At 46.1% G+C, this 15,428-nt stretch carries 10 protein-coding genes; all 10 read left to right on the forward strand.

Going from position 1 to position 15,428, the window contains the following annotated elements:
- The first annotated feature begins 8 nt into the window (after nt 1–8).
- The 10 genes from MKX68_RS22890 to MKX68_RS22935 all read left to right on the forward strand — a co-directional run bounded on the left by MKX68_RS22890 (nt 9) and on the right by MKX68_RS22935 (nt 15,220).
- Entirely contained in the window at nt 9–281 is a 273-nt protein-coding gene (locus MKX68_RS22890; RefSeq protein ID WP_017687779.1) for a hypothetical protein, read from the forward strand.
- Nucleotides 282–594: 313 nt separating this feature from the next.
- Complete coding sequence (locus MKX68_RS22895; protein WP_340914147.1) at nt 595–4,281, forward strand: dynamin family protein; 3,687 nt, start codon at nt 595–597, stop codon at nt 4,279–4,281.
- Between the two features lie 324 nt (nt 4,282–4,605).
- Nucleotides 4,606–6,378, forward strand: coding sequence for an ABC transporter ATP-binding protein (locus tag MKX68_RS22900; protein ID WP_340914148.1), 1,773 nt, complete (start codon nt 4,606–4,608; stop codon nt 6,376–6,378).
- Nucleotides 6,375–8,225: an ABC transporter ATP-binding protein gene (locus MKX68_RS22905; protein ID WP_221820399.1), complete on the forward strand. Its 1,851-nt coding sequence runs from the start codon at nt 6,375–6,377 to the stop codon at nt 8,223–8,225. The genes MKX68_RS22900 and MKX68_RS22905 overlap by 4 nt, the downstream gene beginning before the upstream one ends.
- Nucleotides 8,226–8,435: 210 nt before the next feature.
- Nucleotides 8,436–10,076 carry an AraC family transcriptional regulator gene (locus tag MKX68_RS22910; RefSeq protein ID WP_340914149.1) on the forward strand — a complete coding sequence of 547 codons (1,641 nt, stop codon included), beginning with the start codon at nt 8,436–8,438 and terminating at the stop codon, nt 10,074–10,076.
- A 131-nt stretch (nt 10,077–10,207) separates the two neighbouring features.
- On the forward strand, nt 10,208–11,197 hold the full coding sequence (locus tag MKX68_RS22915; RefSeq protein ID WP_338587519.1) for an ABC transporter substrate-binding protein: 990 nt from the start codon (nt 10,208–10,210) through the stop codon (nt 11,195–11,197).
- Between the two features lie 62 nt (nt 11,198–11,259).
- Nucleotides 11,260–12,282 (forward strand): NAD(P)/FAD-dependent oxidoreductase, encoded by a 1,023-nt coding sequence (locus tag MKX68_RS22920; protein ID WP_340914150.1) that lies wholly within the window; start codon nt 11,260–11,262, stop codon nt 12,280–12,282.
- Nucleotides 12,283–12,534: 252 nt separating this feature from the next.
- Nucleotides 12,535–13,722, forward strand: coding sequence for a formate-dependent phosphoribosylglycinamide formyltransferase (gene purT, locus MKX68_RS22925; protein WP_062835127.1), 1,188 nt, complete (start codon nt 12,535–12,537; stop codon nt 13,720–13,722).
- Nucleotides 13,712–14,170, forward strand: coding sequence for a GNAT family N-acetyltransferase (locus MKX68_RS22930; RefSeq protein WP_017687788.1), 459 nt, complete (start codon nt 13,712–13,714; stop codon nt 14,168–14,170). The genes purT and MKX68_RS22930 overlap by 11 nt, the downstream gene beginning before the upstream one ends.
- A gap of 261 nt (nt 14,171–14,431) precedes the next feature.
- Nucleotides 14,432–15,220 (forward strand): CAP domain-containing protein, encoded by a 789-nt coding sequence (locus MKX68_RS22935; protein WP_340914151.1) that lies wholly within the window; start codon nt 14,432–14,434, stop codon nt 15,218–15,220.
- Nucleotides 15,221–15,428: the final 208 nt, after the last annotated feature.

Consider the following 15,428-nt stretch of genomic DNA (forward strand, 5'->3'; position numbering starts at 1 on the left):
GAATAATCATGAAATGCATTTCCGTGTATACTGACAATTTTGAGGCCTTCTCCGATATCTTTGAACAAATCGTTGAACAGGAAATGGCTGAAAATGAAGAAAAAGAAGTAGAAGGCATCACAGTAAGCCACTCTGGCGACGTGCCTGAACATTATCTGGAGCGTATGTCCGTTAAACCAGAAGTAGTTGTTATGAGAGACAAAGGCAGAGACATTACAATTCTGCAACATGGACAAGTATTTGAAATCTTGCTGCCTTCCATGGAGAACGCAGTTTCATAAGAAGTGATTACACCATTGGTTCTGTTGTATTAATGTCATGATGATCGTTGTGGTTAAGGTGATCGCATCGCATTCATGCAACAGACACTTGGCGTAAGCATTTGCTAAATACCGAGTATAAAACGTATTACAGATAAAACCGACTTGTTCGGTTTTATTTTTTTTAGATTGTGGAACTTATACGTTCATTTCATTTATGTATATTCAATTCCAACCGTTCAAATTCAAACTTGATAATGTTAAAATAAATGTTGTAAAAGAGATAGACGTCGAAACGGATGTCAAATTAGAGGAGCCAGGGGGAAGGCCAGTCATGTCCAGAACAGATTACCCAAAAGAAATGGCCAAACCTCTGCTTCCGCTGCGTGAAGCGATGGAGCAGACAGGGGACCATACGGCTGTACAGGCTATAACGGATTTAATCAGCAAGGCGGAAATGAAACATCTGACGATTGCGTTCTGTGGTCATTTCTCTGCAGGCAAATCGAGTCTCATCAACAGTTTATGCGGTAAGCGGGTGCTGCCTTCAAGTCCCGTTCCAACAAGTGCAAATGTGGTATCCATACGTAATGGTAAGCCAAGAGCGCTTATTTATACTACTCCAAACGTAAGCGCTGACAATGGAGCAGGAACACTTGAAGTTTCTCCAGAGGAATTGGAGGCGTATTGCAAAAATGGCGGAGCGTACAGCTCAATTGAGGTATGGGATGATATTCCGCTGCTGAAAGATGATGCTGTCCTGCTGGATACACCAGGTGTGGATTCAACAGATCGCGGACATAGTCTCGCGACCCATTCCGCGCTCCATCTGGCGGATGTGGTCTTCTATGTCATGGACTACAATCATGTTCAGTCCGAGACGAATCTTTCATTTGCCAAGAGTCTGTCGGATTGGGGCAAACCATTGTTTTTGATCGTGAACCAGATCGACAAGCATCGGGAACGTGAGCTTTCTTTTGACCAATATACCGAAGGTGTCGAAGCTATATTTGCAGCCTGGGAAGTCAGATATGACGGACTGTTGTTTACTTCCCTTCGCGACAAGGAGCATCGCTACAACCAATGGGACGTGCTTCCGGAACTCATTGGACATATGATGCAAGAGAAGGAAGCGTTAATTACGCACAGTTTGGCAAGTTCGGCCAGTCATGTAACGGAGCAACATCTGACACGAGAAGCGGAGAAACGTGAAGACGAAGAAAATTCTCTGCTGGATGAGATTGGTGGCAAGGAAGGAATCGAGCGTTTGGAACGGGAGCTGGAGCTTCTCGATCAACAAGCAGCAGACATTCGTACCGGGCCTTCGCGAGTGCGTGAGAAATTCCGGGCAGAGCTTGAACCTCTTCTGGCGAACGCAAATCTTACTCCTGCGGATATTCGTGCGTCGGCTGCTGCCTATTTGGAGAGCCGCAAACCGGGTTTCAGGGTAGGTTTGTTATTCTCAGGTGGTAAAACCGAGCAGGAGAAACAACGCCGTGTTTCTGAGCTGGTAAGACTGTTACAGGATCAGGCTTCCGGACAAGTGGAGGTACATATTCGTACGATGCTTAGACAGCTGGGTGAATCCCATCAGCTATGGGGAGCGGAGTGGGAGCAAGCGCTTAATACGGAGCTGCCTGCTGTAGATGAAGCACTATTGGAGATGAAACGTAGTGCGAGTGCAGAGGTATCTCCAGAGTATGTGATTCAGTTCAGTAAAGATGTGCGGGGCGAGATTGAGGCCCGCTATCGCAAGTCGGCCATGATGCTGGCCGACCGCATGCTGGAAGCGCTGGGCGCGCGAGGCGAAGCCGCGCTTCAGGCGCTGGACGCCAGCCGCGCAGCGCTGCTGGCGCAATCCGCGGCGGCGGCGCGCTACACGGCGCTCCAGCGCAGCGCCGCCGCAGAGGCAGCAGGGCTGCGCAGCCTGCTGCCCGATGCGGGCCCCCTCCCCTCCGGGCTATTGCCGGAGGTGAAGGGCCCGCACGTGCCCGCGGTGCCTGAACCGGGTGAAGCTCCCGGTTCGCATGCGGGCACGTCAACGTCTGTGGCTGCGCAGCCACAGACGCCAAAGGCACCGCCAGCGCAGCGCGCAGCCGCAGCGGCGGTGCCTGGGCCATCGTCGGCGGCAGGCGCTGAACGCCGCCGACGCCTGGACGCAGCAGCGGCACGGCTCGAAGCCGCTGCTGCGCTGGTGGAGCCGTACCCCGCCATGGGGTCGGCGGTACGGGATCTGCGTGCACGCGCGGCTTCGCTTGCGGGCGGCACGTTCACATTGGCGCTGTTCGGAGCATTCAGCGCCGGCAAATCCTCCTTCGCCAACGCGTTGCTGGGCGAAGCCGTACTACCCGTCTCGCCGCATCCAACAACTGCGGCGATTAACCGGATCATGGCTCCTGCCGGGGGCGCGGAGCATGGAACAGCCCGGGTCCGCATGAAGACCCGGGACGCCTTCCAGGAAGACCTCGGCTATTCCTTCCGTCTGCTCGGACTGGGTGAGCCTGGAGCGGAGTGGCAGAAGCGAGTACGTTCCCTCTCACCACAGGATGTACATCCGGCGGGGCGCCCGCATTACAGCTTTTTGCAGGCTGCGGCAGCCGGTTGGGAAGAAACAGCGGACCAGTTAGGTCAGGATGTGCTGGTGGATCTGGACGGGTATCGTAACTTTGTTGCAAACGAGAAAAAGTCCTGTTTTGTAGACAGTATTGATCTGTACTACAGTTGCGATGTGACTGAACAAGGCATTGTATTGGTGGACACACCAGGAGCAGACTCCGTGAATGCTCGTCATACGGGTGTAACCTTCAATTATATGAAGAATGCGGATGCACTCATTTTTGTAACGTATTACAACCATGCTTTCTCCCAAGGAGATCGCCAGTTCCTGAATCAGTTGGGACGTGTTAAGGATAGTTCTGCCATGGATCAGATGTTCTTTGTTGTGAATGCCAGTGACTTGTCTTCCTCTGAGGAAGAACTGGAGCAGGTTCTCGATCATGTGAGTACCCAACTGCGCAGTAATGGAATTCGGGCACCACGACTCTTCCCGGTATCCAGCATACTGGCGATGGAAGGCAAGATGGCAGGTGATTCGAAGCTGCTGGAGCAATCCGGTTTTATCCGTTTTGAGGAAGAGTTCAATCAATTTGCAGGCAGAGAATTAGCCGATCTTGCCGTAGGTGGCGCTTCCGAAGAGATGGCACGTGTCATTCAGCGGCTGAAGAAGCGTGCAGAGGATGCGGCTCAGGGCGAAGAAGTATTGCAGCAACGACGGGATGAACTGGAGACGATCCAGGGACAGTCACGCCAGCGCATACAGCAACTTGCAGCAAGATCCATGAAGGAAGAACTGTCACAGGAAACAGCAGAATTGCTGTTCCATGTGCGGCAGCGACTTGCCTATCGTCTGGGCCTATTCATGGCAGAAGCATTCCATCCTTCCGTACTTCGGGAGGATCGGGGCAATTTGAATACGGCTTTTGCAGCCTGTGGACGTGAACTGTTACGCATGATTGCGATTGAACTGGAGCAGGAACTGCTTGCTACCACCCTCAGACTTGAACAGGCAGGTCAGACCTGGCTGATGAAGCAAATTACGGATTGTATAGACGAGGTGAGACAGTTATCTGGAGGCGTGGATGTGTCACTGCCACTGAACGAACGCTGGAGTACACCTGTGCTTGAAGAAGTTCGTCTGGAAGAACCGTCTGGATGGAAAAGCTATTTGAATTATTTCCGCAATCCGAAACAGTTCTTCGAAGGGGATGGACGTCAGCGGTTACAGGAGGCACTTGATCCTGTCCTCAAACAGATGATCATTGAAGTTCTTCCTGCTGCGCAAGACAAACTGATTCAGTTTTATGACAACCAGCTCTGTCAATCATTGCAACACCAATCCCGTCAGTTGGAAGAACGTCTGGACGAGGCGGTGAGTGGAATTCAAGATACACTGGAGAGCGGAATTCCGGCGGAGCAATGGACCAACTTGTCTAACCAACTGGAACAGATTGAACGTAGTTAAAATTGCGGCATAACGCGTATTCTCTGGAAGTCTTTGTAAAACAAAATGAATGATACAGCAACACATTGAAAATGTTGCGAAAATCAACCCAAAAAGGCCCCTGCCGAAAAGGCATATAGGGAGCCTTTTTTTGGTACGAACAACCTGAAATAAAGAGAATATTCAAACATTTGATTGAAAGGTGGGTATTTACCTTCGTTAATGCGTCAATAAGCTGAAAGCAGGCAGAATATGGTCTGTTATTCGCTTTGCCGCGAATGGGGTACGGTGATAAACTTCATAAATGTTCATAGTATTTTTGAACGACATAAGAGGAGGAGAAACATGGATGTTCTTAGGCAACTGCAAACCTTTTTTTGGGAAAAGCGAACGTATTTATTTGTATCAATCTTGTTCCTCGCCTTAGCGACCGCACTTGGGTTGGTGTATCCGTACATGCTGAGGATACTGATTGATGACGTTATTGTTCCGCGAACTTTTGAAGACGTTCCCATAATTGCCTTGACTGTGTTAGGTGTAGTTATTTTGAAAGCGGGAATGCAGTTTTTACACGGCTTTTTTGGAGGACGCTTGGGTAACTTCCTGGCGTACAGACTTCGTAACGCATGTTACGAAAAGCTTCAATTTTTATCCTTCCGTTATTATGATACGGCCAAGACAGGTGATCTGATGTCCCGCCTCACGGGAGATTTGGAAGCCATCCGTAACTTTATCGGATTTGGTTTCGCCCAGATTCTCAACATGGTTTTGATGGTCGTATTCGGCGCAATCATGATGATGACCATGAGTTGGCAGCTTACGCTGTTCACACTCATATGCATCCCATTACTTGCCTTCGTTGCGCTGAGATTCGAATCCAAAATTCACCCTGCGTTTCAGGAGATGCGGCTGGCGCTCAGTTCACTTACAACAGCGGTACAGGAGAATATCACTGGAGTACGTACTGTAAAATCCTTTGCGCGTGAGCCTTATGAAGTGGAGAAATTCTCTACACGTAATGAGCGTTACAAGACAAATCAGATTCATGCTGCAACATTGTGGAGTCGTTATTTTCCGATCATGGAGATTCTTGCTTCGGTGAGTATCGTGCTGTTGCTGGTGATTGGTGGAAGAATGGTTATACAGAAGACGCTGACACTCGGTGAACTCGTTGCCTTTTTCAGTTTGATCTGGTACATAATCGGTCCAATGTGGAACCTTGGGTTCCATATCAACAACTATACGCAATCCAAAGCTTCAGGTGAACGGGTGCTCGAACTGCTCAATACGCCAGTGGACGTGGAAGAAACGCAAGATCCGGTCATTGTGGAGGCAGACCAGGTGAATGGCCATGTGACATTTGAATCCGTTACCTTTGCCTACGGCAACAAAATGCCAGCGGTAACCGATATTAATTTTGATGCTGCACCCGGTTCTGTAATCGGTTTCCTCGGGGGGACAGGGTCTGGTAAATCAACCATCATTCAGCTTCTGATGCGTGCATATAACGTGAACTCGGGTACGATCAAGCTGGATGGCAAAAACATCAAAGATATAGGCATTCGCAGTTTGCGGAGTCAGATCGCTTCTGTTTTCCAGGAAACATTCCTGTTCTCATCCAGCATTCGTAATAACATTTCTTACGGACTTAAGAATGTCACCATGGATGAGATTATCCGTGCAGCGAAGCTGGCCAAGGCTCATGAATTTATTATGGAGTTCCCGGACGGATATGACACGGTAGTAGGTGAACGCGGCATGGGATTATCGGGTGGACAGAAACAGCGGATTGCGATCGCAAGGGCTTTGCTGAAAAATCCGAAAATTCTGGTACTTGATGATGCAACCAGCGCCGTGGATATGGAGACGGAACATGAGATTCAATCCGGTTTCCAGGAAGTTATGCGCGGTAGAACGACATTTATTATTGCACACCGGATTTCATCTCTACGGCACGCAGACGAGATCCTGGTACTGGATGAAGGTCGCGTGGTACAACGCGGTAAACATACCGAACTCATTGAAGTGCCTGGACCATATCAGGATGTTTATAAAATTCAATATGCAGATTATATTGCCCGCGGTAAGCGGGAGGCTGGGGAGCAGGTGAATTCATGAGTGCCGAAACGATAGCCGACAGGCGCGAGGCCAAAGTGGCCTCTGAGAAGAAACTGAATGAACGATTTGTGTATCAGGATGATGAAATTATTGAAAAACCGTTTAACTGGAAAGAGTTCGGACGTTTATTTGCATACATGAAACCTTATGCGAAACAACTGTTACCACTTGTTATTCTAATGATGATCTTGGGTACCATTACGAAATTGTCCGTACCGTTTCTGATCAGTCTGGCGATTGACCGGGCCATCGCACCGGCAACAGGGTTGCCAAGTATGACCATGCTTTATCTTATCGCAGGCTCCATATTTGTGTTGTATCTGATTCAGTGGGCTGCCAATACGTACCGGATCAAACTGACGAACATTATCGGACAGCGCGTTATTTATGATCTTCGCTCGGATCTGTTCAAGCATATCCAGAAGCTGTCCTTTAACTTTTTTGACAAAAGGCCGGCAGGTTCCGTACTGGTACGTGTTACGAATGATATTAACTCCCTTCAGGATCTATTCACCAACGGTGCAGTTAACGTCATGATCGACTGCGTGCAGCTGCTCGGGATCATTGTGATCTTGCTGTTGATTAACTGGAAACTGGGCCTTGCCGTAATCATTACGGTGCCAATCATGTTTATCATCTCAACCAAGCTGCGGGTGCTGATCCGTCGTGCCTGGCAGGATGTACGCATGAAGAACTCCCGGATTAACTCTCACTTGAATGAATCCATTCAAGGGATTCGAGTGACTCAGGCCTATACCCAGGAAAAAGAGAACATGAAATACTTTGACAACATGAACCTGTCCAGCAAAAAGTCATGGGATAGAGCATCAGCGATGAACCAGGGCTTCGGACCACTGATTGAGATTACCGGCGGTTTCGGTACATTAATCCTTTTCTGGTTTGGTGCTTATCTGATTCAACAAGATCAGTTAACCGTTGGATTACTTGTTGCTTTTGCCAACTATGTCGGTAACTTCTGGGACCCGATCAACCGTCTGGGACAGATGTACAATCAGCTGTTGGTTGCAATGGCATCATCGGAGCGCATCTTCGAATTCATGGATGAAAAGCCAAGTATTGCAGATAAACCGGGTGCCAAGCCACTTCCTTCTATTAAAGGAGATATCGCATTCGAAAATGTGGTGTTCGAATATGAGAAGGGCAGACAGGCGCTGAAAGGTATCAGCTTCTCGGCGGCTGCGGGACAATCGATTGCACTTGTTGGTCATACGGGCTCAGGTAAAAGTACGATCATCAATCTGATCAGTCGTTTCTATGATATATCCGGCGGACGTCTCACCATTGACGGGCAGGATGTGCGGGATGTAACGGTAGAGAGTTTACGCAGCCAGATCAGCATTGTCTTGCAGGATACCTTCATCTTCTCGGGTACGATTCGTGACAATATTCGATTTGGACGACTGGATGCAACGAATGAAGAGGTGGAGGATGCGGCCAAAGCAGTCAATGCACATGAGTTCATCATGAAGCTGCCTGGCGGATATGATACCGAAGTAGAGGAACGCGGGAACGTATTATCCATGGGACAGCGACAATTGTTATCCTTTGCCCGTGCGCTGCTTGCTGATCCACGCATACTGATTCTGGATGAAGCTACAGCCAGCATTGATACGGAGACAGAGCTTAAAATCCAGGAAGCGTTAAAGGTGCTGTTGCAGGGAAGAACGTCCTTTATGGTCGCTCACCGTCTCTCAACCATCCGGAATGCAGATAATATTATCGTCCTGGATCATGGTGAAATTAAAGAAGAGGGCAACCATGAGCAGCTGATCCAAAAACAAGGCGTGTATAATGGATTAATAGAAGCTCAATACAGATTTTTGTGATGAAACCTTCGGACGCCTGTGAAGCGTCTGAACACATATGAACTTATAACACTCTGGCGTTCTTTAGCCTGATCTTTCAATAATAAGTGTATCTTATTCATTGAAGACAGGTTAGAAGATAGCCGGAGCGTTTTTTTTATTCCTTAGTGTGGTATGTTATATTTTTGAAGAATGAAATCAATACAATCGTTCATGGCTGGAGGGAGATCAATGCAGATGGACAACAACGAAATAAATTCAAAGCATTTGGATCACCTGGATCATATGAATTTTAGGCTCCTTCACGTGAATTATACGAGTGACCCTGCGACGGAGTGGCTTCTGAGGAAACACTTCATTGAAACATACATGTTATTATTTGTAGCCAGTGGACAAGGGTGGTTAAAGATAGATGGCAGTTTCATCGAATTGAAGGCGGGCGGACTGTATGTAGGCTTCCCGGGGCAACTGGTTGAGGCAAATGTGCATTCGTTGGATGAACGAGGTGTGTATCACATGAGTTTTGATGTCATGTACGCACTGGAGCAGGAGGGTGGAAAAGCCCTTGAAATGATGAAGCAACTTTTACGTAATGAAGTGAACGGCGAGGTCAGCTCATCTTCACCCGTTGCTGTTGGCGTGATCTGTCAGATGATTCACCATCACACATTGAAGAAGGATGGTTTGCAAAGGTACTATGGTCAGATTCGTTTTCAGGAACTATTGTATACCATGTTTTACGACGTGGCCTGTGCCGAAAAGACGGATCTGGCTTCACCAATTGAACATGTCAAAGGCTACATGGAGCAGAATTATTCGAAGAGATTAACCATTGAGGAATTAGCAAATGTGGCACGAATGAGCCCTCGACACTTCATGCGTTTATTCAAGAAAAGGTATGGTTACAGTCCAGTGGACTATTTAACGCTATATCGAATCAAACAAGCCCAGATCTTAATGAGAAATGATCACAGTTATCGACTCAAGGATGTGGCATCGTACGTGGGTTATCAGGATGAGACGTATTTCCGGCGTAAATTCAAACAAATCTCTGGCATTCCACCAGCAGCGTTTATACGTAATAGCAAACAAAAAATTGCTGCAGTTCATTCTTTGAGCATTGGTATACTGCTTGCTTTGCAGATCATTCCATGTGCCGCGCCAGCAAGTCATCCATGGACATACTATTATAGACGTAAATATGAAACGGACAAAGTTATGCCACTTGCAGAGAGTGAGACCACCTGGCTGGAACAGCTTCAATTAGTTAAGCCTGATTATATTATTACGATGGGGACGGAGTCTGAGGCTTCGCAAAGTCAGCTTCATTCCATTGCTCCTGTGTGTGACCTCCCGTGGGAAAAAGGGGATTGGAGAGAACATTTGAGATATGTTGCAAGTTTTTTGGACAGGTCGGATATTGCAGAGGTATGGCTTCAAAGATATGAAGAGAAGGCAAAGATCATTAAAAATCAGCTTACAGATTTCATACGAAAAGACAGGCTGGTTGTACTCAAAGTTCATGGTGAAGCGTTGCAGATGTTAGGCCCAAGGAGCATTGCTTCCGTTTTTTACGTTGATATGCAAATGGAAGCTCCCGAAGGAGCTGAGACTTATTGGGAACGGGGCACAGTGACCATTAAGGAGTTATCTGTTCTCAACGTGGAAAGAATATTACTGATTGTGGGTGAGGATGAGACATCGAGGCAGAAATGGTCTGCTGTGCGGAAGTCTGAAGAATGGCTTGCGTTGTTAGCGGTACAGAAGGGCAGAATGGATATCCTCTTGTCGAGCGTTCTGCTGGACTACACCGCGTTTACCCATGAGCTTATGTTGGATGAAATATTAAAGTTATGGCAAGATCGTCCATAGCAAAAAGTCTGAATAGTCAATATCATACCTGAACATATTTTAATATACTTACTCCTATATCAAATGATAATGATAATTATTATTGATTAGACATTGTCATATATTAATGACCTATAGGGGGTACATAGAGAATGAGATTTAGATGGTTAACCGTAATATGCACAATGATGTTGATGCTCGTTATTTCTGCTTGTGGGGCAGCAGGCAAAGAAGCATCCTCGAGCGAGGGACAAGAAGCGGGTACCGCCAATTCTTCAACAACAGAGGCTAGTCAGATGAAAAAAGTGAACACGGAAATGGGAGAAGTTGAAATTCCGGTGAACCCACAAAAAATAGTTGGATTGTCCGTTGTATATCCAGAATTTTTATATTCACTTGGCATCGTACCCATTGCTGTACAGAACTACCATGAGGATTTTCCTTCTTACTTGCAAGAGCCATTTGCAAACACGATGAAAATGGGAATAGGAAGAACGCCTAACTTTGAAGCCCTGATGGAGGCAGCTCCGGATTTAATTATCGCTCCTGACTGGTGGTCCAAAAAGGACTATGATCAGCTTGCTCTGATAGCACCTACCGTACTTTTGCCACAGCGTGATGATTGGCGCGATGAACTGCGGGACATGGCCAAAATTTTGGACAAAGAAGAACAGGCAGAAAAGGTGATTCAGGATTTGGTGGATAAGGAGAAGGTAGCTGCTGCCAAATTGAATAAGCTGATTGGTGAGGAGACTGTTCTCTACATTAGAGTGATGGAAAAAGAAATCGTACTTCATGGGGAGAACCTTGACCGAGGAAACTTTGTCCACAAACGATTGGGAATGAATCCACTTCCTAATTTCCCGAAAGATCAAACTGCCATGTCCGTATCCTTGGAAGTATTGCCTGAATACGACGCAGATCATCTGATCGTTCAGCTGGATGATGAGACTAATCCGGAAATTAAAAAGAAATTTGAAGATATGTTATCTTCATCGTTATGGAAAAATCTGAAAGCAGTCAAGCAGGACCACGTCTACATGGTGGGTGGCAAGGAATGGTTCAATCTGGGAATGTCTCCACTTGCCGATGAATATGTCATTGATGATATTGTTGCTGCTTTTGAAGCAAAAAACAAATAAAGCAAACTGGGAATGTTACTTGTATCTCGAATTCATAACTAAATAAACAAGGTGTGTTTAAAATGAATGAAGAAGATATCTATGATGTAACCATCATTGGAGGCGGCCCTGCTGGCATGTATGCAGCTTTTTATGCAGGGATGCGTGATATGAAAGTTAAAATCATTGAAGGTAAAGACCAGCTTGGTGGATTTCTGCATACCTATTCGGAAAAAACAATTTGGGATGTAGGCGGTTTACCGCCTATGAAATGTTCGAAGTTGATCGAGTGGCTTGTTCAGCAGGCCAATACGTTTAATCCAACGGTTGTATTGAATTGCCAGGTAGAAAGTTTCTCCCAGCTGGATAACGGAATATTGAGTATGTATACCGCTAAAGGGGAGATACACTATACGCGCACGATCATTGTTGCAGTAGGCCGCGGTATCGCAGAGATTCAGAAGCTGGAGCTTCAGGAGCCGATTGAATATGAGCAAGAGAACCTTCATTACACCGTACAAAATCCAGAACATTTCGCTGGGAAACGTGTACTCATTTCGGGTGGAGGCAACAGTGCTGTAGACTGGGCAATTGAACTTGCTCAACTTGCTCGCAGTGTAGTTGTAATCCACCGGAATAATGAGTTCCGCGCGATGGAACGAAATGTAAGTGAGATGAACAATATAACGGATGTGAGAACACCATACAGCATCACGCAACTTCATAATAATGGCAAGCGAATCCAGCAGGTTGAGATTACACATATGAAAAGTCAGGACAATGTGGTGTTAGAAGTGGATGAAGTCGTCATTAGTCATGGATATAAAAGCAATTTAAGTGATCTTGCCAGTTGTGGCTTAGAAATGGACGATGGAATGGTTCTAATGAGTCACCATGCACAGACGAGTCTGCCGGGTGTTTTTGCAGCAGGAGACTGTGCGACGCACAATAGCAAAGTTAGGCTCATTGCAGGAGCTTTCAATGATGCGATCGTGGCAGTTAATAGTGCGAAACTATATATGACGCCAGACGCACCCCAGATGGCTTATGTTTCTTCCCATAATGAAATCTTCAGAGAAAAAAATCGACAAATCCCAAGTGTTTAAACTTGGGATTTGTTTGCGTATTTCGATTCGTTGGAATATTGAAGTCTGCTCTTTTAACATTTCCTTAATTTTGGGAGGAATGGAAGGAGTATCGAATCTGTGAGCGGTAATTGTAAAATTTGATCGAAAAAACACAAAAAATCTTGTAAAATTCACAAGAAAAATAGGGAGTACTCTTGCAATCTTTAACCAAAACCCCGAAAATAGAGAGACAGATATAGAAGATTTCTCTTTGGGAGGATTGGAAAGAACATGTGGGGTGCTCCTTTTACGGCTCAAGCCAAAAAAATGCTGCTACTAGGCAGTGGAGAATTGGGAAAAGAGGTCGTTATTGAGGCCCAACGACTGGGAGTAGAGACGATCGCTGTTGATCGTTACGAGAACGCACCTGCAATGCAGGTCGCGCACCGGTCTTACTGCATCGACATGCTGGATGCCGAAGCTTTGAAACAATTGATCCGTAAAGAAAAACCTCATTACATCGTACCTGAGATTGAAGCTATTGCAACAGAAGCTTTACTGGAGCTTGAGGAAGAGGGATTTTGTGTAGTACCTACTGCCCGAGCTGCACGTCTAACGATGGATCGCGAAGGCATCCGTCGGCTTGCAGCCGAACAATTGAAACTTCCGACAGCTGACTACCTTTTTGCGGACAACCTGGAACAACTTCAGGAAGCCGTACGTGAGCTTGGCACACCTTGTGTCATTAAACCATTGATGAGTTCTTCCGGCAAAGGGCAGAGTGTATGCCGTACACCGGGCGACGTGGAGGATTGCTGGAACATTGCTCTTTCGGGGGCTCGTGGCAAATCCGTTCGTGTTATCGTGGAGAGCTTTGTGCAATTTGACAGTGAGATTACATTACTTACCGTTAGGTCTGTATCAGGCACCGTATTCTGTCCTCCGATCGGCCACATTCAGAAGGATGGGGATTATGTCGAATCCTGGCAACCTCATGCAATGACTCCTGAACAATGGGAGCAGGCTTGTCATATTGCCAAATCCGTCACGGATGAACTTGGCGGTTATGGACTGTTTGGAGTGGAATTATTCCTGACTCCTGATGGTGTTGTGTTCAGCGAGGTATCTCCTCGTCCACATGACACAGGAATGGTTACAATGGTGACGCAAGACAGTTCCGAGTTTGCGCTGCATGTACGTGCAATTCTTGGTTTTCCGGTCACAGGTGTACATCTGTTGACACCGGGAGCTTCAGCAACGCTGAAGGCTAATGATGAAACATCTGACTTTACTGTAGGCGGGATAGAAGAAGCACTGGCTCTTCCTCGTACTCAGATTCGTGTATTTGGCAAACCTGAGACCAAAGTAGGACGCCGAATGGCTGTAGCCTTAAGTGCTGGCCAAGATGTGGAAGAAGCTCGTAAAACAGCGGTGCAAGCCGCTAATATGCTGAAAGTGGAGGTAAATCATGTCCAATAATGTTGAGGCCCCTGTACTGATGATCCGAGAGTGTGAGCTGCGAGATGCTGAAGCGGTAACGGGACTGATGCGAGAGGTCAGCTATCCGACAACAACCAATGTCATGAAAGAACGTATTGAATGTTTGGAAACCAATCCAAACGCATGCATGCTTGTTGCCGAAGTGGATGAACAAATTATTGGTGTGATTGGCTTGCAATGTGTGCAAAGTCATGCCTATCCAGAACCTGCCGCACAGATTACTTCCCTGATTGTAGGTCAAGAACATCGTGGTGGTGGGATTGGCCGTCGTCTGATGGCTCGTGCCGAAGATTGGGGCAGACAGCAAGGTGGTAAACAACTGTTTGTCACGGGTGCAAACCGTGAAGTGACTTCAACAACGTACTCTTTTTATGAGCACATTGGTTTTCAGAAGAGAGGCTATCGGTTCAGTAAAGTTCTTCTATAGTATAAATAAAGTTTCTTCTATTGCATGGAAATTCTCATGATATCCTGATCTGCACATTCTGGTGTGGTGAATGATAAATAAATGGTGAAGCGACATTCGACTAGCATTTTTAGTTCGAATGTCTTTTTTTTTTATGGCTAAAAAATGACAAAAAAGTTACTTTTCCATATTTTATAGGTTCACAATCTCCTGTTGAATTGATATACTGCTAGAGTATTAATTACAAAGTTGTAATAACTAATCTTAAGGAGATGAATGAATTTGAAAAAGAAATGGATGAAAACTGTCGTAACGGGTAGTCTGACAGCCGTACTGGCCGTAGGGGTAATGCTTCCTGCTTCCGCGTCTGCTGCAGATTCAACATATAAGACTATCACAACGTACAAAATTACAAGTACAGACAGCTTGAAAGCTTATATTGAGAAATGGCTTAAACAAAATGGATACACCGTATCCGAGGGGCAAATTGTAGAGAAGCCTGCTACGCAGCCTGATCAAACGACGAAACCTGCTGAGCCGACAACAAAACCAACTCAACCAACAACAAAACCTGCTGAGCCTACAACTAAGCCAGCACAACCAGCTCAAGAAGAAAAACCGGCAACTACACCGGCTAAAGATCCTTCAAACACGGGTAACACAGGTAGCAATACAAGTAATAATGGTAGCGAAAGCACACAATCCGACTTTGCTACTCAAGTTGTAAAACTTGTGAACGCTGAGCGTGCTAAAGCAGGTCTGAACGCTCTGTCTTCAGATGCACTTCTGGACAAAGTAGCTGTTGCTAAAGTAAAAGATATGAGTAACAATAACTATTTTGATCACCAGTCACCTACGTATGGTTCTCCGTTTGATATGATGAAACAATTCGGAGTAACTTACAGCTATGCAGGTGAGAACATTGCCAAAGGACAAAAAACACCACAGGAAGTTGTTACAGCTTGGATGAATAGTGAAGGTCACCGCGCTAATATCTTGAGCAAAAACTTTACGCATATCGGTGTAGGTTTCTACAACGGATACTGGGCACAAGAGTTTATCGGTAAGTAATCGGTTTATAATGAAGAAAATATGAATTTCTTTTCCACAAGGTTATGCCAGCACACAGTTCAAATCTGTGTATGGTATAACCTTTTTTCCGTAAAATGACATAAGGAAAATGAATTTTGCGAATATAGCGCCAAAATTTGCAAATTAACGACAGAACATTTATGTTATTTAGGAATAGCATCATTAAGGCGTGTCTGAAAACTCCGAA

It is taken from the genome of Paenibacillus sp. FSL M8-0212, from assembly GCF_038004645.1.
Classification (GTDB): Bacteria; Bacillota; Bacilli; order Paenibacillales; family Paenibacillaceae; genus Paenibacillus.

Excerpts from the sequence above, each read along its gene's own strand:
- MKX68_RS22900 (WP_340914148.1), top strand. The coding sequence starts at position 4,606 with ATGGATGTTCTTAGGCAACTGCAAACCTTTTTTTGGGAAAAGCGAACG.
- MKX68_RS22915 (WP_338587519.1), top strand. The coding sequence starts at position 10,208 with ATGAGATTTAGATGGTTAACCGTAATATGCACAATGATGTTGATGCTC.
- purT (WP_062835127.1), top strand. The coding sequence starts at position 12,535 with ATGTGGGGTGCTCCTTTTACGGCTCAAGCCAAAAAAATGCTGCTACTA.
- MKX68_RS22890 (WP_017687779.1), top strand. The coding sequence starts at position 9 with ATGAAATGCATTTCCGTGTATACTGACAATTTTGAGGCCTTCTCCGAT.
- MKX68_RS22905 (WP_221820399.1), top strand. The coding sequence starts at position 6,375 with ATGAGTGCCGAAACGATAGCCGACAGGCGCGAGGCCAAAGTGGCCTCT.
- MKX68_RS22920 (WP_340914150.1), top strand. The coding sequence starts at position 11,260 with ATGAATGAAGAAGATATCTATGATGTAACCATCATTGGAGGCGGCCCT.
- MKX68_RS22895 (WP_340914147.1), top strand. The coding sequence starts at position 595 with ATGTCCAGAACAGATTACCCAAAAGAAATGGCCAAACCTCTGCTTCCG.
- MKX68_RS22910 (WP_340914149.1), top strand. The coding sequence starts at position 8,436 with ATGCAGATGGACAACAACGAAATAAATTCAAAGCATTTGGATCACCTG.
- MKX68_RS22930 (WP_017687788.1), top strand. The coding sequence starts at position 13,712 with ATGTCCAATAATGTTGAGGCCCCTGTACTGATGATCCGAGAGTGTGAG.